Origin of the sequence: Mesorhizobium sp. WSM3873, assembly GCF_001672445.1 — a bacterium.
Lineage (GTDB): Bacteria > Pseudomonadota > Alphaproteobacteria > Rhizobiales > Rhizobiaceae > Mesorhizobium.
In genome coordinates this window covers 1-17,995 of the sequence record NZ_LYTM01000025.1, presented here as the reverse complement: position 1 = coordinate 17,995, position 17,995 = coordinate 1, and the positions used below count along the sequence as shown (strand labels likewise).

The 17,995-nt window shown below is 65.1% G+C and carries 24 protein-coding genes and 1 pseudogene; 11 read left to right on the top strand and 14 right to left on the bottom strand.

The window, feature by feature from the left end; genetic code table 11:
* A complete protein-coding gene (locus A9K71_RS17685) occupies window positions 1–978 on the top strand; it encodes a branched-chain amino acid ABC transporter permease (RefSeq protein ID WP_066998446.1) in 978 nt (325 codons plus the stop codon).
* On the opposite strand, the gene A9K71_RS17680 is transcribed toward A9K71_RS17685, so the two are convergent.
* From A9K71_RS17680 to A9K71_RS17670, 3 genes and pseudogenes are all read right to left on the bottom strand, one after another.
* Window positions 975–1,274: a HigA family addiction module antitoxin gene (locus tag A9K71_RS17680; protein ID WP_066998444.1), complete on the bottom strand. Its 300-nt coding sequence runs from the start codon at window positions 1,272–1,274 to the stop codon at window positions 975–977. The two genes, A9K71_RS17685 and A9K71_RS17680, sit on opposite strands and share 4 nt — an antisense overlap.
* A 37-nt stretch (window positions 1,275–1,311) precedes the next feature.
* Window positions 1,312–1,592 (bottom strand): annotated as a pseudogene (locus tag A9K71_RS17675) (type II toxin-antitoxin system RelE/ParE family toxin).
* A gap of 88 nt (window positions 1,593–1,680) precedes the next feature.
* A complete protein-coding gene (locus A9K71_RS17670; RefSeq protein ID WP_066998440.1) occupies window positions 1,681–2,169 on the bottom strand; it encodes an Lrp/AsnC family transcriptional regulator in 489 nt (162 codons plus the stop codon).
* 106 nt (window positions 2,170–2,275) lie between these two features.
* On the opposite strand from A9K71_RS17670, the gene A9K71_RS17665 reads away from it, so the two are divergent.
* From A9K71_RS17665 to A9K71_RS32635, 6 genes are all read left to right on the top strand, one after another.
* Entirely contained in the window at window positions 2,276–3,478 is a 1,203-nt protein-coding gene (locus A9K71_RS17665; protein WP_066998438.1) for a diaminopropionate ammonia-lyase, read from the top strand.
* Complete coding sequence (locus A9K71_RS17660) at window positions 3,475–4,710, top strand: Zn-dependent hydrolase (RefSeq protein WP_066998437.1); 1,236 nt, start codon at window positions 3,475–3,477, stop codon at window positions 4,708–4,710. The genes A9K71_RS17665 and A9K71_RS17660 overlap by 4 nt, the downstream gene beginning before the upstream one ends.
* Window positions 4,711–4,912: 202 nt before the next feature.
* A complete protein-coding gene (locus A9K71_RS17655) occupies window positions 4,913–6,109 on the top strand; it encodes a diaminopropionate ammonia-lyase (protein WP_066998433.1) in 1,197 nt (398 codons plus the stop codon).
* Window positions 6,110–6,204: 95 nt separating this feature from the next.
* A complete protein-coding gene (locus A9K71_RS17650) occupies window positions 6,205–7,365 on the top strand; it encodes a M20 aminoacylase family protein (RefSeq protein WP_066998429.1) in 1,161 nt (386 codons plus the stop codon).
* Between the two features lie 261 nt (window positions 7,366–7,626).
* Complete coding sequence (locus A9K71_RS32640) at window positions 7,627–8,985, top strand: diguanylate cyclase (RefSeq protein ID WP_245299660.1); 1,359 nt, start codon at window positions 7,627–7,629, stop codon at window positions 8,983–8,985.
* Window positions 8,892–9,728, top strand: coding sequence for an EAL domain-containing protein (locus tag A9K71_RS32635; RefSeq protein ID WP_245299659.1), 837 nt, complete (start codon window positions 8,892–8,894; stop codon window positions 9,726–9,728). The genes A9K71_RS32640 and A9K71_RS32635 overlap by 94 nt, the downstream gene beginning before the upstream one ends.
* Before the next feature lie 287 nt (window positions 9,729–10,015).
* On the opposite strand, the gene A9K71_RS17640 is transcribed toward A9K71_RS32635, so the two are convergent.
* Window positions 10,016–10,315 (bottom strand): AzlD family protein, encoded by a 300-nt coding sequence (locus tag A9K71_RS17640; RefSeq protein ID WP_066998426.1) that lies wholly within the window; start codon window positions 10,313–10,315, stop codon window positions 10,016–10,018.
* Entirely contained in the window at window positions 10,312–11,052 is a 741-nt protein-coding gene (locus A9K71_RS17635; RefSeq protein ID WP_066998419.1) for an AzlC family ABC transporter permease, read from the bottom strand. Before A9K71_RS17635 ends, A9K71_RS17640 begins: the two co-directional genes overlap by 4 nt.
* A gap of 170 nt (window positions 11,053–11,222) precedes the next feature.
* Here A9K71_RS17635 and A9K71_RS17630 point away from each other — a divergent pair, with 170 nt between their 5' ends.
* Entirely contained in the window at window positions 11,223–11,681 is a 459-nt protein-coding gene (locus A9K71_RS17630) for an Lrp/AsnC family transcriptional regulator (protein ID WP_066998416.1), read from the top strand.
* 172 nt (window positions 11,682–11,853) lie between these two features.
* On the opposite strand, the gene A9K71_RS17625 is transcribed toward A9K71_RS17630, so the two are convergent.
* The 5 genes from A9K71_RS17625 to A9K71_RS33030 all read right to left on the bottom strand — a co-directional run bounded on the left by A9K71_RS17625 (window position 11,854) and on the right by A9K71_RS33030 (window position 13,600).
* Complete coding sequence (locus A9K71_RS17625; protein WP_066998413.1) at window positions 11,854–12,174, bottom strand: plasmid stabilization protein; 321 nt, start codon at window positions 12,172–12,174, stop codon at window positions 11,854–11,856.
* A 31-nt stretch (window positions 12,175–12,205) separates the two neighbouring features.
* Complete coding sequence (locus tag A9K71_RS17620) at window positions 12,206–12,409, bottom strand: hypothetical protein (protein WP_066998411.1); 204 nt, start codon at window positions 12,407–12,409, stop codon at window positions 12,206–12,208.
* 22 nt (window positions 12,410–12,431) lie between these two features.
* A complete protein-coding gene (locus A9K71_RS17615) occupies window positions 12,432–12,644 on the bottom strand; it encodes a hypothetical protein (protein WP_066998409.1) in 213 nt (70 codons plus the stop codon).
* Window positions 12,645–12,757: 113 nt separating this feature from the next.
* Window positions 12,758–13,255, bottom strand: coding sequence for a hypothetical protein (locus A9K71_RS17610; RefSeq protein WP_066998406.1), 498 nt, complete (start codon window positions 13,253–13,255; stop codon window positions 12,758–12,760).
* Window positions 13,256–13,390: 135 nt separating this feature from the next.
* A complete protein-coding gene (locus A9K71_RS33030) occupies window positions 13,391–13,600 on the bottom strand; it encodes a KGG domain-containing protein (protein ID WP_066998404.1) in 210 nt (69 codons plus the stop codon).
* Between the two features lie 274 nt (window positions 13,601–13,874).
* Here A9K71_RS33030 and A9K71_RS31595 point away from each other — a divergent pair, with 274 nt between their 5' ends.
* Window positions 13,875–14,252 (top strand): hypothetical protein, encoded by a 378-nt coding sequence (locus tag A9K71_RS31595; protein WP_156752701.1) that lies wholly within the window; start codon window positions 13,875–13,877, stop codon window positions 14,250–14,252.
* On the opposite strand, the gene A9K71_RS17595 is transcribed toward A9K71_RS31595, so the two are convergent.
* Window positions 14,240–15,151, bottom strand: coding sequence for an alpha/beta hydrolase (locus tag A9K71_RS17595; RefSeq protein ID WP_066998398.1), 912 nt, complete (start codon window positions 15,149–15,151; stop codon window positions 14,240–14,242). The two genes, A9K71_RS31595 and A9K71_RS17595, sit on opposite strands and share 13 nt — an antisense overlap.
* An 81-nt stretch (window positions 15,152–15,232) precedes the next feature.
* Window positions 15,233–15,466, bottom strand: a complete 234-nt coding sequence (locus A9K71_RS17590) for a hypothetical protein (RefSeq protein ID WP_066998532.1) — start codon at window positions 15,464–15,466, stop codon at window positions 15,233–15,235.
* Window positions 15,467–15,640: 174 nt separating this feature from the next.
* Between A9K71_RS17590 and A9K71_RS17585 the strand changes: the two genes are divergently transcribed.
* A complete protein-coding gene (locus A9K71_RS17585; protein WP_066998395.1) occupies window positions 15,641–16,360 on the top strand; it encodes a Crp/Fnr family transcriptional regulator in 720 nt (239 codons plus the stop codon).
* Between the two features lie 7 nt (window positions 16,361–16,367).
* On the opposite strand, the gene A9K71_RS17580 is transcribed toward A9K71_RS17585, so the two are convergent.
* Both A9K71_RS17580 and A9K71_RS31590 read right to left on the bottom strand, forming a co-directional pair.
* The gene (locus tag A9K71_RS17580) at window positions 16,368–16,670 is read right to left on the bottom strand and encodes a DUF982 domain-containing protein (RefSeq protein WP_066998392.1); all 303 of its coding nucleotides are present in this window, start codon (window positions 16,668–16,670) and stop codon (window positions 16,368–16,370) included.
* A 6-nt stretch (window positions 16,671–16,676) separates the two neighbouring features.
* A complete protein-coding gene (locus A9K71_RS31590) occupies window positions 16,677–16,868 on the bottom strand; it encodes a hypothetical protein (RefSeq protein ID WP_095784242.1) in 192 nt (63 codons plus the stop codon).
* A gap of 468 nt (window positions 16,869–17,336) precedes the next feature.
* Here A9K71_RS31590 and A9K71_RS17575 point away from each other — a divergent pair, with 468 nt between their 5' ends.
* Complete coding sequence (locus tag A9K71_RS17575; protein ID WP_066998389.1) at window positions 17,337–17,681, top strand: hypothetical protein; 345 nt, start codon at window positions 17,337–17,339, stop codon at window positions 17,679–17,681.
* Window positions 17,682–17,995 lie beyond the last annotated feature (314 nt).

Here is a 17,995-nt window from a genome sequence, read left to right as displayed (position 1 = left end):
ATGAGCGAGGCGACCCTTCACGCAGAGCGCGCCGCTGCCTCCGTCCGGCTGGAACGGGCGCTTGTGGCGCTGGGGATCATGGCGCTCGTCGCCGCCCCGTTCGTCATCTATCCGATCTTCGTCATGAAGATGCTGTGCTTCGCGCTGTTCGCCTGCGCCTTCAACCTGCTCCTCGGCTACACCGGGCTGCTTTCCTTCGGCCACGCCGCCTTCTTTGGCGGCGCCGCCTATTTCTGCGCCTATGCCGTGAAAGCCTGGGGCTGGCCGCCCGAGGCCGGCATCCTGCTCGGCGCTGCGGGCGCGGCAGGCATGGGCCTCGTCGTCGGCTTCCTCGCCATCCGCCGGCAAGGCATCTATTTCGCCATGATCACGCTGGCGATGGCGCAGATGTTCTATTTCTTCTGCGTGCAGGCGCCCTTCACCGAAGGCGAGGACGGCATCCAGGGCATGCCGCGGGGCCATCTCTTCGGCATGCTCGACCTCAACGTGCCGATGAACATGTATTTCTTCGTGCTCGCCATCTTCCTGATAGGCCTTTTCGCCATCTGGCGCATCGTCAACTCGCCCTTCGGCATGATCCTGCGCTCAATCCGCGAGAACGAGAACCGTGCCATTTCGCTCGGCTATTCCGTCGGCCGCTACAAGCTCGCCGCCTTCGTCATGTCGGCGGCCCTTGCCGGCCTCGCCGGCGCGGTGAAGGCGATCGTCTTCCAGTTCGCGACCCTCACCGACGTCACCTGGCAGATGTCGGGCGAGGTCATCCTGATGACGCTTCTTGGCGGCATCGGCACCATGGTCGGCCCGGTGGTCGGCGCCGGTCTAGTCGTCGGCCTCGAGAACACGCTTGCCACCTCCGGCTTCCCGGTGACGATAGCGACCGGCGTGATCTTCATGGTCTGCGTGCTGATCTTCCGGCGCGGGATCGTGGGGGAGATCTATGCGCGGTTGCTGGGAAGGGAGGGCGGCAAGAGCTCTTAAGCAGCCGCCTCGAACCGTTTAATTTCCTTGAGCTCTTCCTGCAGCGACGCGCCCTCCACGGCCAGGTCGTAACTGGCTTGCATGTTCATCCAGAACTGTGGCGTGGTGCCAAAGAATTTGGCGAGACGCAGAGCGGTGTCCGGCGTAACGGGCGTGGTCTCGTTGGCGAGGCGCTCGATACGGGTACGTGGGACGTGAAGCTTTTTCGCCAGGGTGTAGGGCTTCAGGTCGAGTGGCTCAAGGAACTCGACCCGCAATATCTCGCCGGGATGAATAGGCTTATCGAGGTTGATCATTGGTTCCGCTCCTGTCGGACAGAGCTGGTTGGTTTAGCTAATGGTAGTCGGTGATCTCCACATTGTCCGCTCCTCCATCGGTCCACCGAAAGCAAACACGAAATTGGTCGTTGATACGGATTGAGTACTGACCGGCGCGATCGCCCTTCAGCGCTTCAAGCCGATTTCCCGGTGGGACTTTGAGGTCGGCCAGTTCGGCTGCGTTGTCCAGCATGAACAGTTTCCGCTGAGCGACACGAATGAGATCTGCCGGAAATCCTTTCGGAGCTTTGCCTGTCGAATCGCTTCAGTGGTCTTGTCTCTGAACGAACGTATCATCCACTGCCCCTCGCAACGTATCTTTGCATGATACGTCTCCGAGATCAAGCGCAGAGTATCATGCCGCGATACGAAATGCCCCGAGGGATCATGTTGAGTGAGGTGCGCCCACCGGCACCTCCAGCCCGACCTTCACCCGATCCATCGCAACGAACGTGCGAAACCGCCTGACGTTGTTGTTCTCAAAAAACAATCGCCGGGTCAGCGCCTCGTAGTCGGCCATCGTCGCCACGGTGACGACCAGGATGAAGTCGGCCTCGCCGGTCACGTAATAGCACTGCTGCACTTCCGGCACCGCGGCGAAGCCGCGCTTGGCGGCGTCGATCAACTCGGCCCGCTCGCTCTCCACCTCGACCTCGACGAAGATGGTGATCGGATGGCCGACCTTGGCCGGATCGACCAGCGCGACATTGGCGCGGATGACGCCCATTTCCTCCATGCGCTTGATGCGCCGCTGCACGGCCGGCGCCGAGAGGTTCACCGTCTCGCCGATAATGCGCTGGGGCGTGCTGTTGTCCTTCTGCAGGATGGCGAGGATGGCGCGGTCGAATGCGTCGAGGTCGGGCAAAATGGACATGACAGCATCTAAACGAAACAAACTTGCATTTCAGGTGCCGAAACAGAGCGCCTTTCTCACTGGACTTGCAATAAATTTCAGCCAACAAGACAGAGAAAGCCGATCCATGTTCCTGCTCAACCACCACCCGAGCCATCGCCAGCCGCTGACCGATGAAGACGCCGCGACGCTTGGGCTAGCCGGAGCCGCCGAGGCCGAGCGCTTCCTGGCCGCACGCGACAACCATGCCGAGACGCCGCTGCATGCCTTGCCCGCGCTGGCCGGCGAACTCGGCATCGCCGCGCTCCACGTCAAGGATGAGGGCAAGCGCCTCGGCCTCGGCAGCTTCAAGGCGCTGGGCGGCGCCTACGCCGTCATCCGACTGGTGCTGGAAGAGGCCGAGGAACGGCTCGGCCGCGCCATCGAGGTCGCGGAACTGCATGGGCCCGACGTGAAGGCGATTGCCTCGGGCATGACCTTCGCCTGCGCGACCGACGGCAACCATGGACGCTCGGTAGCGCAGGGCGCCGGCCTGCTCGGTGCGCGCTCCGTCATCTTCGTCCATTCGGGCGTCAGCAACGAACGCGTGGCGGCGATCGCCCGCTTCGGCGCCGAGATCGTGCGCATCGCCGGCGACTACGACCAGTCGGTCAGGGAAGCCGCCCGCGTCGCCGCCGAGCGCGGCTGGACCGTCGTCTCCGACACATCCTGGCCGGGTTATGAGCGCATCCCGGGGCTGGTGATGCAGGGCTACACGGTTATCGTGCGCGAAGCGCTGAGGCGCTTGCCGAAGTCGCCCACCCACGTCTTCCTGCAGGCCGGCGTCGGCGGCCTCGCCGCGGCAGTGGCCGGCCATTTCGCCATCGTGCTAGGCGAGGATCGCCCTGCGGCAATCGTGGTCGAGCCCGCGCGGGCGGCGTGCGTCTACGCCACCGCGAAGGCGGGGCGTCCAGCCGCGATCGCGCACAGCAAGCCCACGGTGATGGCGATGCTCGAATGCTATGAGCCGTCGCTCGTAGCCTGGCGCGTGCTGTCGCGGCTCGGCGATGCTTTCATGACCGTGGACGAGGACGACGCGGTTTCGGTGATGAACCGCCTGGCGCGACCTTCAGGCACTGATCCGGCGATCGTTTCCGGCGAGAGCGGCGGGGCGGGGCTCGCCGGGCTGATCCGCGCTGCCGGCGACAAGAAGATGCGCGGGGCTCTCGGCCTCGATGCCCAGTCGCGCGTGGTCATCATCAACTCCGAAGGCGCGACCGACCCCGGCCGCTATGCCGAGCTGGTCGGGATGGCGCCGGACGAGGTTGCGCTGGCGAGGCAGCCGGCATGAGCAATCTGACGATCAATGCCGACCGCCTGCTTGGCCGTATCGAGGAGCTCGGCAGCCTCGGTCGCGATACGCAGGGCCGGCTCGTCCGCGTCGCCGCCTCCGACATGGACAAGCTTGGCCGCGACCGCCTTGTCGGTTGGCTGGAAGAGGCAGGGCTCGACGTCGCCATCGATCGCATCGGCAACATCTTCGGCATCTGGCAGGGCGACGCGGATGCCGGCCAGGAACCGGTGATGCTTGGCTCGCACATCGACACGGTGATCGACGCCGGCATCTATGACGGCTGCTACGGCGTGCTTGCCGGCCTCGAAGCGATCGAGAGCCTAAAGGAGGCAGGATTTGCGCCGGCGCGCCCGTTTGTGGTCGCCGCCTTCACCAATGAGGAGGGCGTGCGCTATTCGCCTGATATGATGGGCTCGCTGGTCTTTGCCGGCGGCCGGGATATCGAAGAGGCGCTGGCCTCGATCGGCACCGACGGCTCGGTGCTGGGCAAGGAGTTGGAGCGCATAGGTTATGCCGGCCGACATCAGCCCGGCTTCCTCAAGCCGCATGTCTATGTCGAGCTGCATGTCGAACAGGGGCCGGTGCTGGAGCGCGAGGGCATCGCCATCGGCGCGGTCGAGAACCTGCAGGGCATTTCCTGGCAGCGCATAACCATCGACGGCGTGGCCAACCATGCCGGCACCACGCCGATGTCGATGCGCCAGGATGCCGGCGTCGCCGCCGCGCGGGTGATCAGCTTCCTCGCGGACCGGGCCAGCGCCTCGCCGACACCCACGGTCGCCACCGTCGGCACCATCGCTTTCGAGCCAAACGCGATCAACGTCATCCCGTCGCCGGCGATCTTCACCATCGACCTTCGCGATCCGAACGAAATGCATCTTCGCGAAGCCGAAGCGGCGCTCGCCGCCTTCCTCGACGACCTTGCCGCAAGCGCCGGCGTCACCATCCATGCCGAAAGCCTGGCCCGCTTCGAGCCGGTGACGTTCGATGCCGGCATCGTCTCGCTGATCGAGGATGGCGCCAGAGCCGCCGGCCTCTCCTGCCGGCGCATGACGTCGGGCGCGGGGCACGACGCGCAGATGATTGCCCGTATTGCGCCGTCCGCGATGATCTTCGTGCCGAGCCGGGGCGGCATCAGCCACAATCCGGCCGAGTCCACCGCCGCCGACGAGCTGGTTGCCGGCGCCAATGTCCTGCTTGGCGTCGCCGCCCGGCTGGCAGCCGACTGATCGCGGAACCAAACGTTATGGTTGTCGACGGCAGGTGCTACCAGGCGAAGCACCACCAAAAATAGTCATCTCGAAACGTTGCGTGCCACCAAGGCGGGAATCCGGCGACATCTGATCGAAACAAACTTCAATCACTAGCCAGATCAGGGAGCGCGATTCTCGCGCGCGTCAAAAAAGTTCAGTGTATCGAAGAAAGAATAGCATGCTGCTCATCAACCAGCGCCCCGAACACAACCAGCCGCTGGTGCCGGCCGACGCCGAGGCCCTCGGCCTGGCGGGCGCCGACCGGGCCGAGCATTATCTCAGGGCGCGCGACGACCATGCCGAAACGCCTCTCTATGCCTTGCCGGCGCTCGCCAATGGCCTCGGCATCGCAGCACTGCATGTCAAGGACGAGGGCCAGCGTCTTGGCCTTGGCAGCTTCAAGGCGCTGGGCGGCGCCTATGCCGTCATGCGGCTGGTGCTGGAAGAGGCCGGCAAGCGCTTCGGTCGCGAAGTCGATATCTGCGAAATCAACGATCCGAGGCTGCGCGCTATCGCCGCCCAGATGACCTTCTGCTGCGCCACCGATGGCAACCACGGCCGATCGGTCGCGCAGGGGGCGGGCCTCGTTGGCGCGCGTTCGGTCATCTACGTCCATGCCGGCGTCAGCGCCGAGCGCGTGGCGGCCATTGCCCGCTTCGGCGCCGAGATCGTGCAGGTCGAGGGCGGTTATGATCATGCGGTCCGCGAGGTCGCCCGGGTCGGCGCCGAGCGCGGCTGGAAGATCGTCTCCAACACCTCCTGGCGCGGCTACGAGCGCATTCCGGGGCTTGTCATGCAGGGCTACACGGTGATCGTGCGCGAGGCGCTGCGTCATATGGCCGAACCGCCGACGCACGTCTTCCTGCAGGCAGGCGTCGGCGGCTTTGCGGCGGCGTTTGCCGGCTATATGGCGATTCTGCTCGGCGAGCGGCGGCCGAAGGCCGTGGTGGTCGAGCCGAGGCGCTCGGCTTGCGTCTACGCCTCGGTGGAGGCCGGCCGTCCCGTAACGATCGCACCTCAGCGGTCGACGGTGATGGCGATGCTGGAATGCGCCGAGCCGTCCCTGATCGCCTGGCGGGTGCTGTCCCGCGTCGGCGATGCCTTCATGACCGTTGACGAAGACGACGCGGTCGCGGTGATGAACCGGCTGGCCCGGCCCCTGGGCAACGATCCGGCCATCGTTTCCGGCGAGAGCGGCGGCGCGGGGCTTGCCGGGCTGATCCGCGCAGCCGGAGACAAGTGCACGCGCGCGGCTCTCGGGCTCGATGCGACGTCGCGCGTCGTCGTCATCAATTCGGAAGGCGCGACCGACGCCGGCCGTTACACCGAGCTGGTCGGGGCGGTGCCGCGGGAGCTGGAGCTGCAGATCGCCTGAAGGATTTTCAGGAAAGCGGGCTTCCCTCCGGAATCGATGGAAACGAAGCGCAACTTCGGGAACACTCGCCTGGAACGAGGGCTGGGGAAGAGAAGATGGCTGAACTCGACCAGCAGCAGCTGCATCGCGAGATGACAGCCTGGCGGCGCGACCTCCACGCCCACCCGGAATTCGGCTTCGAGGAAAAGCGCACCGCCGCCTTCGTGACGGAGAAGCTTCGCGCCTTCGGGCTCGAAGTCGCGGAAGGCATAGGCGGCACCGGCGTTGTCGGCACGCTGGCCAGGGGCAGCGGCAATCGCGCGATTGCGCTGCGCGCCGACATGGATGCGCTGCGCATCGCCGAGCAAGGGACCCAAGCCTGGCGCTCGCAGACGCCGGGCACCATGCATGCCTGCGGCCATGACGGTCACACCGCCATGCTGCTCGGCGCGGCGAAGCTGCTTGCGCAGGAAGGCGGCTTCGACGGCACGGTGCGGTTCATCTTCCAGCCGGCCGAGGAGTGGGGCAGGGGCGCGCTTGCGATGATCGAAGACGGGCTCATCGAACGCTTTCCCTTCGAGGAAATCTTCGGGCTGCACAACATGCCGGGCCTGCCCATCGGCCACTTCGAAACCCGGAGCGGTCCGATCATGTCGGCCGAGGACAATTTCGAGATCGTGCTGAAAGGCTTGGGCGGCCACGCCGCCAGGCCGCACGACGCTCGCGAGACGCTGGTTGCCGCCTGCGCGCTGGTCGTCAACCTGCAGACCATTGTCTCGCGACGCCTGAGCCCCGTCGATATCGGCGTCGTCTCGGTCACCGAGCTCATCACCGACGGCACCCGCAACGCGCTGCCCGGCCTCGCCCGCATCCTTGGCGACTGCCGCAGTTTCCGGCCCGAGGTGAGCGCGGCGATCGAGAAGGAGATGCGCCGCATCGCCGAAGGCACGGCGCAGGCCTATAACGTAGCATCTGACGTTACTTACACGCGCGAGTTCGTGCCCTTGATCAACGACGCGGCGCTGGTGGATGATGTGCTTGCTGCGGCCCGAACGGTGCTGGCGGGCGATGCCGTCGGCATCGCCGCCGAGCCGATGACCGCCTCGGAGGATTTCGCCCGCTTCCTCACCGAGGTGCCCGGCTGTTTCGTCTTTCTCGGCAACGGCAATTCCGCCCCGCTGCACAACCCGACCTACGACTTCAACGATGAAGGCCTGCTGCATGGCGCGCGTTTCCACGCGGCGGTGGTGAGGCGAAGGCTGGCGGCGGGCGGCTAGCATCGCCCATTGTTTTTGGGGAGATGCCCGGCAGGGCAGAGGGGAGCGCTGTCCCCCGACTTTTTCAGCGAAGAGCGATGCCTGCCGATCGGTCACCGGCTTGATCGAGCTAATCAATGCCGCGATCCTTCGCGCTCTCTGCCCTGCCGGACATCTCCCCCCAAGGGCACCCAGAAGGGGAGATTGGCAGCTTCACCCCAGTAACCCTTTCTTGTCAGCTTTCATGCACTATGCCCGAACGGGGACGGCAAGAACGAGGGCATGGCGGACGACAACAAACGCAACGGCGAATTCTGGGCGCTGGCGCTCGATCGCGCCCAGCTCGGCCTATGGGACTGGAATCTCGCGACGGGCGATTGCTACTATTCGCCGACCTGGTGGAGGATGCTGGGTTATGCCGAGGGCGAGCTCGATACCTCCGATCTGTGGCTGAAGCTCACTCATCCCGACGACTGCGAGCGAGCACTGGCGAGCGGCGACCGCCATATCGCTGGTGACACCGAGTCGATCGAGACGGAACTACGGCTGAAGCACAAGGACGGCCGCTGGGTCTGGGTGCTTGACCGCGGCGGCATCGTCGAGCGCGATGCCGAGGGCAAGCCGCTGCGCCTGATGGGCGTGCAGACCGATATCACCAGGCAGAAGGAGGCCGAGGCCGCGCTTGAGCAGGTCAATGTCCGCTTGCGGCTCGCGCTCGCCGCCAGCGGCACCGGCATCTGGCACTACGATATCGGCACCAACAAGAGCTATTGGGACCCGCGCACCAGGGAGATCTTCGGCCTGGTCAGCGATACCGACGAGGTGACGGCCGATCTCTGGCACACCTATCTCCACCCGGACGACAAGGAGGCCACCGAGCGCGCGCATCTGCCGCCGCCGGGCTCGAAAAGCGTGACCGCCACGCAATACCGTATCGTCCGGCGCGACGGCTCGGTCCGCCATGTCGAGTCGCTGGTGCGTTTGATCGCCGGCGCCGGCTCGGCCGGCCAGATCCTCGGCACGGTACGCGACATCACCGACGAGACGAAGCGCGCCGAGGAGCTCGCTTACGCCGCCCATCACGATGCGCTGACCGGGCTGTGGAACCGCTCGGCCTTCGACCGGCTGCTCGCCGAAAACATCGGCGCGGCGGACCGGCTGCCGCTTGCCGTCTTCTATGTCGACCTCGACTACTTCAAGGCGCTGAACGACTATGCCGGCCATGCCGCGGGCGATATCGCGCTGAAGAGCGTCGCCGGCGGCATCCGCGCCAGCCTGCCGCCCTCGGCGCACGCCGCGCGCCTCGGCGGCGACGAATTTGCGCTGCTGGTTCCGAACTGCGACGACGCTTGCGCCGAGCGGCTGGCGCGTGCCGTGCTCGCGGCGGTGCGCGACGCCGATCTCGGCCCCACCGTGTCGTCCCGCAGGCTAGCCGCCAGCATCGGCATCGCCTTCGTGCGCGATCGCCGGACGACCGTAACCGATGCGCTCGCCTGCGCCGACGATGCCTGCTACGCCGCCAAAGCCGGCGGCGCGACCGCTTCGCCGTGTTCTCGGCCGAAACAGCTTCCGGAGCCGGCGGCCTCAACGCCGCGCGGCTTGCCGCCGATCTGGTCGATGCCATGGAGGACAGCCGGTTGAAGCTGTTCGGCCAGGAGATCCATCGCCTCGGCAGGCCTTGGCAAGACAGCCGCCATGTCGAGGTGCTGGCGCGGCTCGAGGCGCGCAACGGCAAGCTGATCTTGCCGGGCGAGTTCATGCCGGTGGCCGAACGCTTCGGCCTTGCCGCCCGGCTCGACCGCTGGATCATCCGCACGGCGCTGTCGCGCCATGGCAGGGCGATGCTCTCCGGCGCCGTCTCGCTCGGCTTCAACCTGTCGGCGCAGACGCTCTCCGATCCGCAGCTTTGGGATTTCGTCGACGCGGCGATCGCCGAGAACGGCGCGCCGCCGTCTGCAATCGGCTTCGAGATCACCGAGACCGCGGCTGTCACCAATTTCGACGCAGCGGAGGAATTCGTGCGCCGGGCAAGGCTGCGCCATTGCCGTGTCAGCCTCGACGATTTCGGCGCCGGCATGAGCTCGTTCGAATATCTGCGGCGCTTTCCTATCGATGCGATCAAGATTGACGGCTCCTTCGTCCAGCACATCGCCGACAGCCGCTTCGACCGCGAGATCGTCTCGGCAATCGCCGGCATCGCCCGCTCGATGGGCTGCGCCGTCGTGGCCGAGAAGGTCGAGGAGAAAAGCGCGCTGGAGATCCTCGTCGGCATGGGCGTCGCCTATGGCCAAGGCTATTTCCTGCACCGGCCAGAGCCGCTGGAAGCGATCGTGGCGCGGGCCGCGGTTGAGGAGCCACAAGTCCGGGTGGGTGCCGCAAGATAAGCGACGGCCAAAATTGCGAGCACCCTCCGCGATTGCCGAGATCGAACAGCAGCTCGGCCTGGATCAGCTCGGCATTCCGCTCGATACACTGGTCGCCGCATCGACCCGCAAGGCGCCGACAGCGACCGGCTGAACGGGGTGCTGGAAAAGCATCTGGGCAGGATCGACAAGGCCGCCGCGATAGAGTCTGACGGAATTGGGCTCTACGGCGGTTGATGCGAAGGAGAGCCAATCTCCTCCCTTCTATTGGGGGACATGCCCGGCAGGGCAGAGGACGGCCGCCGGCGTTAGCCCATCACCCACCGCAATACCGCGGCCGAAGCCACGCCGATGACCACCGTCGGCAGCATCGACAGTCTTGTCGCCGCGAGCAATGTGATGGCGAGCGCCGCCAGGTCGGCCGGGTTCTTCGACACGAAGTCGGGCGCGATCACCGAGATCAGCACGCAGCCGGGCGCGGCTTCCATCACGGCGGTAGCGCGTGGACTGAGCGTGCGGTTCCTGAGCACGACATAGCCGCCGATCCGCGTCAAATAGGTGACGCCGGCCATGGCAAGGATGGCGAGAACGGTCCAGGGCTCGATCATTTCTCACCTGCCAGAAGCCAGGCGGACACCAACCCGGACAGCGCGCCTGCCGCCACGTACCAGGCGCCCGGAACGACGAGATAAGTTGCCGCCGCCACCGCGAGGCTGACAAGCCAGGGGCGCGCCGCGGCAAAACCCTTCCACATGCCGCGCAGCAGCACCAGGAACACTGCCGGAAAGGCCATGGCGAAGCCGTAGCGCTCGACGTTGCCAAGCACCGGCCCGAGCGCCGCTCCGCAGGTCGTGAAAATCACCCAGGCAAGATAGAAAGGAAGGGCAGTTCCCGCATAATAGGCGAGGCTGAATGCTGGCCGCAGCCCGCCTGCCGCGCGGCGCTTCGCGTCGGCGAGCCCGAGCGCCCAGCTCTCGTCGCACATCAAGAACAGCGCGGGGAACGCCTTGCGCTTGGGCAGGTGGCGCAGGAACGGCGCAAGTGCCGCGCCCATCAGGAAATGCCGGCTGTTGACCAGCAATGTGATGGCGGCGATCAACAGCACATGCGGCGGCGAGGTCCAGAGCTGGATGGCGGCAAATTCGGAGCCGCCGGCGAAGTTGAGGCCCGTCATCAACGGCACCTCGACGACGCTCAAGCCCTTCTGCGCCGCCTGCGCGCCCAGCACGAGTGCGTAGGGGACAATGCCAAGCAGCACCGGCGTCGAGGCGGCGGCGCCCCGCCGGAATTCGGCGCCGCGTGCTTCGGCGGGAGGGTGGCCCAGGGTTATCTCGGAAACGCTCATGGCTCTTCTTCGGCCAGCCTTGCGGGGCGGCCTTCTCCGGTTGCTCGATGGTCGGTTATCGCTGGCCACCATAGCCGAAATGCTCCGCAATCGGGTTGCGAAGATGCGCCGTTTCTGCCAAGGTTTGGCATTGGATAGCGAGAATTAAGCCAATATTGGAATCAGACGCCATGAAGCTGGATGAGATCGACAAGCGGATCCTGCGCGCCCTGCAGCGCGACGGGCGCATGGCCAACAACGATCTTGCGAGAGAGGTCGGCCTGTCGCCGTCACCCTGTCTCAGGCGCGTAAAATTGCTGGAGGAGGCTGGCGTCATCGACCGCTATGTCGCGGTGCTCAACCCGGCCAAGATCGGTCGCGGTCATACCTTCTTCACTCGCATCTGGCTGAAGCAGCAGGACGAGGACACGATCGAGCATTTCGCCAGGGAAGTGGCCAAGCTGCCCGAGGTGCTGGAATGCTATCTGATGCTGGGCGACTGCGACGCTCTGGTGCGGGTCGTGGCGGCGGGCATCGAGGACTATCGCCGCTTCCAGTCCGAGCACTTAAGTCGCATCAAGGGGGTGCAGAACGTCAAGACCGACGTTCCCAGCCAGACGGTCAAGCAAACTTCGGAGATGCCGCTTTAGATCTTCCCTTTTCCGTTGAGGGAGAAGGTGGCCGCGAAGCGTCCGGATGCTGCTGGAAGGACCGCCGCGCGGCAATGAGGCGCCAGTTTCCCAGCGCCTCGTTTCGTCTCTATCGTCTCGGCGCTGCGCGCCTATCCGCCGGTCTCCGGGAAGGGAGAAGGTGAACCCACGCCTAATGATGCGCGTGGTGCTCCGCGTTGCGTTTGCGCGTCGCCGCCGCCTTCTTGGCGGAAGCAGAACGCTCGGCCGCCGAGCGCGAGCTTGACGCTTTGCCGCCGGCCTTGCCGCCCTTGTGCGCCGCCGGATGGCCGGTGTGCTTGCCGCGGCCCGAGCCGCCCGCCTTCTTGCCGCCGCCATCGTCCTTGTTGACGGTCGCCCAGGCTCGCCGCTCGGCTTCCTTCTCCGAGACGCCGCGCTTTTCGTAGCCCTCGGCGATATGGTCGGCCTTGCGCTCCTGCTTGTCGGTGTATTTCGATTTGTCTCCGCGTGGCATTTTTCTTCTCCTGTTGCGCCGAGAGGAGCCGCTACGGCTCCTTCTTCGTTTTGACCGCGTCGCCGAGATCGGACCGCTCGGGGTCCTTGTTGTTCTCGCCGGCCGCGTCGCGATCCTCGTCGGGATCGTCCTTGGCTGGCAGATAGCCTCTCGGCCGATTGGCTTTCGGACCTTCCCAACGTGGCCATTGATCGGATGTGCCTGGACGTCCGGTACGGGGTGAATTGCTCATCATTGCCTCGCTTTCAGAGAGCCGGTCAGCCCTCGGCCTTCATGGTTCGTGCGATTTCAAGCAGCTTGTCGCGGTCGTGCCCGTGCTCGCGGATCAGCTCGCGCGCCTGCTTCGGTGAAAGGTCGGTGTTCTCGGCCAGGAACCGCACGTCCGGATCGTCGCCGCCCTTGGTCGGCAGCCTTGCGTCTTGTGCCGTTCGGCCAGCGCCCGGGCGATGTGGAAGTTTGCTTTTATCCATCGTTTTCTCCTTCCGATAACCAACCCTTGGCGAAAGGACTGGTTCCTTCGCCGAGCTGGCGACCGCGATGAGGCAGGGCGCCTGAAAGGGGCTGCGGTCGTGCGGGGCCGGGGCTACGCCTTCTCGTTTTCGTGCCCGCGCTCGGCAGCTTCCTTCTGGCGGCGTAGCACTTCGTCGGTGCCGACGATGTCCTTCGCGCCACCGCTGATGGCGGTGGAGACGACCGCGGGCGGATCGCTCGCCGGGAAACTATCTTCGAGACCGGACTGCAATTGTTCTTCCAGCGTGTCCGGGTTCTCCGAGCGTCCTTGCGTGCGGCGGCCGTCGATCTGTTCCACATCCTGTTTGGCGTCGGGATGCTCGCGCACATTGCGCAGCGTGGACACGACGAGTTCGATCGCGAACTCCTTCATTGCCTCGACGTCTCCCGTGACGACGTCCGCTTCTTCGATGACGCGGATGAGGGACGCCTCGACCTTGTCCATCTCGCTCTTGCCTTGGCAGCGCGCCAGCTTCTGGCTCAGGGCGGTGATGAGCAGCGGAGCGAAGGTCGAATAGGCCTGCATACGTGTCTCATCGACACGTTCGGGGTGAAGTGTGCGCACGGACATTGTTGCCTCCGTTCAAACGTCCTGCCGACGGCCGAGCCGCCGGGGTTTCGGAGGAACCAAGGGGAGGGGAAGAAGTTCCAAATTGGATGTTCTGGGCGGCGTCCCGCGAAGGGATCGCGGGACGCCTGCTTAAGCTCAGCGCTGGCCGCCCTTGCGGCCGGCTTCGGATGCACGTTCGCGGTCTTCGGCGAAGTTGCCGCTGCCGCCCCGGTGCTGACCTGAATCCTGCTGACGCATGTTGCGGTCCTCGGCCTGCTGCTGGCCGCGACGCTGATCGTCGCGGTTCTTGTGGCTCTGCTGGCCTGCTTTGACGTGCTGTTGGTGAGTTCCGCCTTGATTAGGCATATCTGCAGCTCCGTTGTTGGGGATTGGTCTTCGGGGTTTGATTCAAGGAGGTTCGACCGCCTTGAGCAATGAGAACCGCTGCCCGCGATCGATGTTCCCCCACGAAATATTTCGTGAATCCTTTTAGCCCGACCATGCCGCGACAGCCTTGTCGTGCGTCGCCGGTCCGCGCGGGCCCCAGGGCCCGGGGCCACGGTCGGTCTCTTTCCTACGACTGAAGTCGGAGTGGCTCGCGCATTGGGCCCTCGACGGCAACCAAAGCGAAGGCTTCGAGTTGGTAGCGGTCGTCGACGAAGTCCCCTTCATCGGCGCCGTTTTGGGTGCCCGCCGTTTCCGCGCAAATGGCGGGCATCCAATACCATCCACAATCATTGGAACCAGGAAGTCGCGCGGCCGGCTTCGAAAGCGAGACGACGTTTTGACCTTTATTTCTGTAAAGCCCAATCTGCGAGAGCCTGAAAGCCTGCCCGCGAACGACAATCGCCTCTCTGTCCTCGCCGACACCTCGATTCTCCAATTCCTCAACGACGACGACGATGTCACCGACATCGCCAGGCGCGCCGAGCGCCTGGGCAATGCCGTGGTGATTGTGATGGCGCTTTGCCTTATCGTTGCGCCGGCGATCTACCTCACCCTGGCTTACGGCCTGTAGCCGGCAAAAAACTCGCCGAGCCTTGCGGCTGTCTCGGCCGGCGCCTCCTCGGGAAAGAAATGCCCGCCGGGCATCGGGCCGCCGCTGACCCCGCCGCTGACGTTGTCGGCCCACTCCCGCCACAGTGCCAGCGGTCCGCCCTCTCGCGCGTACCATTCGGCGAGCGCGCCATGTCCGCTCCATAGCGCCAGCATCGGGCAGCCGATGCGCCGGCCGGCTTTGCGGTCCGCCTGGTCGTGCTCACGGTCGAGCGTCGCTGCCGCACGGTATTCCTCGCAGATGGCGTGCGCGTGGGCTGGATCGCGCAAGGCCTCGGCATAAGCCTGCCGGACCTCGGCGGGAAAGGCGGCAGGCGAGGAACCCCAGCCAGCCAGCGCGTTGTCGACGATCGCATCCGCGGCCGCCGTCATGATCGTCTCCGGCAGCGGCTCGGCTTGCGCCAAGAGCGACCAGGGCCAATAGCCCAGCGCCAGCCGGGCGTCGGCCCTGTCCCAGACATCGGCGGTGGGTACGATGTCGAGCACGGCAAGCTTCTCGACGCGGTCTGGGTGGTCCAGCGCCAGGCGATACGCAACGCGCCCACCGCGATCGTGGCCGGCAACCATGAAGCGGGCAAAGCCGAGCTTCGTCATCAGCGCCGCGAGGTCGGCAGCCATGGCGCGCTTGGCGTAGGGCGCATGATCCGGATCGGATGGCGGACAGGAGCTTTTGCCGTAGCCGCGCAAGTCGGCGCAGACGACGCTAAAGCGGTCGATCAGCTTCGGCGCCACGTCGCGCCACATCAGATGCGTTTCGGGGAAGCCGTGCAGCAGGAGCAGCGCCGGGCCGCTGCCGGCAGTCCGGATGAATGTCCGTGCCGCGCCCGTATCGACTTCCGCGCTTTCGAAACCGCCGAACATGCTTTGCTCTCCACAGGCGGAATGGCCGCGGGCGGGATGGTTGCTCGGGCCGCGGCTTCTCTCGGCTGGCGCCTTCCGCGGTCAACTCCAGGCGGATTTGACTGTAAGGGACGCCTCGAATATCTGGCCTCTCTTGTCGGTGCGCATTTTGATGGTGATCTTGAGGTTCTCACTGTTCGGCATCTCGTCGCGCGCGACATCCTGCAAGATCCTGAGCGCCTCCTTTCGCGCGTTTTCTGGTGAGGAGAAGAGCTGCCCCTCGCTGTCCATTTGCGTGTGCACGGTGTTGTACAAATCGAAGTAGAAGCGTTCCATCCGCGAAAGCATCCGCCGCAACCTGGACGTTCAATCCCTGCGCGCGATCATGGTTCCAACGGACCGTCTTGGCCGGGGACTGCTTGCCGGTGGCTGGCGGTGTGGTGGTCCGCTGCAACCCGGCCCGGCTCTGCAACGTTAGGCCCTTGCAAAATCCACAACGGGCGGGCGCGCATGCTGGAACCCCTTTATCTGAACCTGGGTCAGCACGATGCTCTCTCCGAAAGCGAGAAAGCGTTGCTGGCCAGCGCCACATCAGTGGAGAAGTATTTCGTCGCTGGCGAGGATCTCGTCGCCGAAGGATCAAGGCCAACTTTCAGCACCCTCATCGTCGACGGGATTGCCGCGCGCTACAAGGTGCTGGAGGACGGCGGCCGGCAGTTCACTGCGCTCCATGTTGCCGGCGATTTCGTCGATCTGCACGCTTTTCTCCTGAAGACCATGGACCATGGCATCGTCGCGCTGTCGCCCTGCCATATCATCGCGGCGGAGCACAGCAAGTTGCGGGAAATCACCGAAAAGGCCCCGCATTTGACGCGGCTGCTCTGGTTGGACACGCTGGTGGACGGCGCCATCCACCGGGAATGGATCGTGGCCATGGGACGCCGCTCCAAGACCGCGCATCTGGCGCATCTGATATGCGAACTCTTCGTCAGGCTGCAGGCCGTGAAGAAGACGCGGGTCATGAGCTTCAATCTGCCGCTTTCGCAGGCCGAACTCGCCGATGTGCTCGGTCTGTCCGTCGTCCATATGAATCGGGTCATCGGCACGTTGCGGCGCATGAACGTCATCAACTGGACCAACCACCTGATCGACATCCTCGACTGGAACCGTCTGGTCGCCATTGCGGAATTCGACCCGACCTATCTCAGCATGAGGAACGAGCCAAGGTGAGGACGCGTCAGCGCGGCGGCCCTTGGTCGTCGCCAGACCACAGCGCGTCGAGCATCGAGAGTGCCGCGCTCGGGTCGGCCGTCCTCAGCAGGCCCTGCCGGGCGGCGGCCTGCTTGAAAGCGTCGAAGGCGACCGCCGGACGGCAAATGCCCGCCATGGCGTCGTTCACCAGCCGTGCCGCCGCGACATAGTCGGGCGCTTCCTTGTTCTTCCAGGCTCCGTCCAACGCCTTCCTTGCGTCGGCGATGGACGAAACCACCATTGAGCCGCCAGTGACGAAGCGGATGGTGAGCGGCAGGAATCTACTCATCCCCGGTCACCATCCAAGCCATTGTTGCGCGCGCCAGGCGAGGCCGGCGAAGGGCGCCGCGGTCACCGCCGCTGCCGCCAGAATGAAAAGATAATTGTTGGTCCGAAAGGGTCTCATCGTTGCCACCACATGTTTTTGGATCGTCATAACGAGGATGCCGCCGACCGGTTGCACGGGCAGGCGCTGAAGAAGCGGCAAGCTAGTTATTCGCCGGCCGGCTGGGCGGCTGCGGGCGGTACGGCGGGCGCGGCCTGAGCGGCACGTCGGCGCGCGAGGACTGGATCGGCCAGGGAGGCCGGGGCACCCTGGCGCAGAAATGATCTGAACAGTGTGCCGATCAGATTTCGAATCTCCATGGGACTCTCCTCGTAGAGTCCCCCCAAGCTGCGAGCGACTAGCACTCCGGCAGCATCCGCGCATTTAACTTTGATGTACCTGCGCCACGCCCTGCCGAGACCGCAGCCTCGACCGAAAGCCAACCTTTTCGGCCGGCATGCGTTGTCTCTTCGATAGCGTTGTCTCTCGAGAAGGGGATGACGAATGCCCCGGTGCCCCACCGCCACCCGGTGGCAAACACGACGAACGGGGCCAGAGTCGACGTCGGTCTGCCAAGGCGAACGGCTCTCCCCGATCGTCGGCGGTTGCCGAATCCATAAGGAGGCTCCAATGAAGAAAGCACTTCTTGGCTTCGCCATTGTCCTGATGTCGGGCCAAATGCCGGGAATGACTGCCGCGGCCCAAACACAGCTGGAGAATCCGCAGATCGAGGATTGCCAGGTCAAACCGGATGCCAACGCGACCCCTAGTCAGACCGGCGAGCAGCCGAAAGCGCAGGCCCCGCAAGCGCAGGCCAATGATCAGTCCAACAACCTGACCGCCAGCCTGGCGCCTTGCGACGGTGTGCTGAAGCCTCCGCCCACCGGAGACAAGAACGCTACCGCTCCGCCGGCCGACACCAGCCAGATGCCGGTGATCAAGCCGGGCGAGGTCCCGCCGCAGACGTCGAAGTAGAACGCCTCATCGGTCTGGCAGGAAACTTTTCCCGCGCGGACGAGTTACTGCCTGTGCAGTTCCCGGATACCCGAACTGCTTCCCACAATTGCCGCCCCGGCTCTCCCATCCGGGGCGGTTTTTTGTCGGCGGCGGGCCCGGCACGCCCTGCCTCGGTGCCTTATCTTCTCGGCTCCGAAGCACGGAACCATCGGGCCCGCGCCGAATTGTCCTCAGCGGGCCGCGTCAGCCGGACCTGGTGGTAAAGAGAACAGGGTTTGGTTTCTCCGGCTTCACACCCTGGCCAACGAAAAGGCAGTCGAGCTCTTGTCCCA

Excerpts from the sequence above, each read along its gene's own strand:
- A9K71_RS17685 (WP_066998446.1), top strand. The coding sequence starts at position 1 with ATGAGCGAGGCGACCCTTCACGCAGAGCGCGCCGCTGCCTCCGTCCGG.
- A9K71_RS17680 (WP_066998444.1), bottom strand. The coding sequence starts at position 1,274 with ATGATCAACCTCGATAAGCCTATTCATCCCGGCGAGATATTGCGGGTC.
- A9K71_RS17670 (WP_066998440.1), bottom strand. The coding sequence starts at position 2,169 with ATGTCCATTTTGCCCGACCTCGACGCATTCGACCGCGCCATCCTCGCC.
- A9K71_RS17665 (WP_066998438.1), top strand. The coding sequence starts at position 2,276 with ATGTTCCTGCTCAACCACCACCCGAGCCATCGCCAGCCGCTGACCGAT.
- A9K71_RS17660 (WP_066998437.1), top strand. The coding sequence starts at position 3,475 with ATGAGCAATCTGACGATCAATGCCGACCGCCTGCTTGGCCGTATCGAG.
- A9K71_RS17655 (WP_066998433.1), top strand. The coding sequence starts at position 4,913 with ATGCTGCTCATCAACCAGCGCCCCGAACACAACCAGCCGCTGGTGCCG.
- A9K71_RS17650 (WP_066998429.1), top strand. The coding sequence starts at position 6,205 with ATGGCTGAACTCGACCAGCAGCAGCTGCATCGCGAGATGACAGCCTGG.
- A9K71_RS32640 (WP_245299660.1), top strand. The coding sequence starts at position 7,627 with ATGGCGGACGACAACAAACGCAACGGCGAATTCTGGGCGCTGGCGCTC.
- A9K71_RS17640 (WP_066998426.1), bottom strand. The coding sequence starts at position 10,315 with ATGATCGAGCCCTGGACCGTTCTCGCCATCCTTGCCATGGCCGGCGTC.
- A9K71_RS17635 (WP_066998419.1), bottom strand. The coding sequence starts at position 11,052 with ATGAGCGTTTCCGAGATAACCCTGGGCCACCCTCCCGCCGAAGCACGC.
- A9K71_RS17630 (WP_066998416.1), top strand. The coding sequence starts at position 11,223 with ATGAAGCTGGATGAGATCGACAAGCGGATCCTGCGCGCCCTGCAGCGC.
- A9K71_RS17625 (WP_066998413.1), bottom strand. The coding sequence starts at position 12,174 with ATGCCACGCGGAGACAAATCGAAATACACCGACAAGCAGGAGCGCAAG.
- A9K71_RS17620 (WP_066998411.1), bottom strand. The coding sequence starts at position 12,409 with ATGATGAGCAATTCACCCCGTACCGGACGTCCAGGCACATCCGATCAA.
- A9K71_RS17615 (WP_066998409.1), bottom strand. The coding sequence starts at position 12,644 with ATGGATAAAAGCAAACTTCCACATCGCCCGGGCGCTGGCCGAACGGCA.
- A9K71_RS17610 (WP_066998406.1), bottom strand. The coding sequence starts at position 13,255 with ATGTCCGTGCGCACACTTCACCCCGAACGTGTCGATGAGACACGTATG.
- A9K71_RS33030 (WP_066998404.1), bottom strand. The coding sequence starts at position 13,600 with ATGCCTAATCAAGGCGGAACTCACCAACAGCACGTCAAAGCAGGCCAG.
- A9K71_RS17595 (WP_066998398.1), bottom strand. The coding sequence starts at position 15,151 with ATGTTCGGCGGTTTCGAAAGCGCGGAAGTCGATACGGGCGCGGCACGG.
- A9K71_RS17590 (WP_066998532.1), bottom strand. The coding sequence starts at position 15,466 with ATGGAACGCTTCTACTTCGATTTGTACAACACCGTGCACACGCAAATG.
- A9K71_RS17585 (WP_066998395.1), top strand. The coding sequence starts at position 15,641 with ATGCTGGAACCCCTTTATCTGAACCTGGGTCAGCACGATGCTCTCTCC.
- A9K71_RS17580 (WP_066998392.1), bottom strand. The coding sequence starts at position 16,670 with ATGAGTAGATTCCTGCCGCTCACCATCCGCTTCGTCACTGGCGGCTCA.
- A9K71_RS17575 (WP_066998389.1), top strand. The coding sequence starts at position 17,337 with ATGAAGAAAGCACTTCTTGGCTTCGCCATTGTCCTGATGTCGGGCCAA.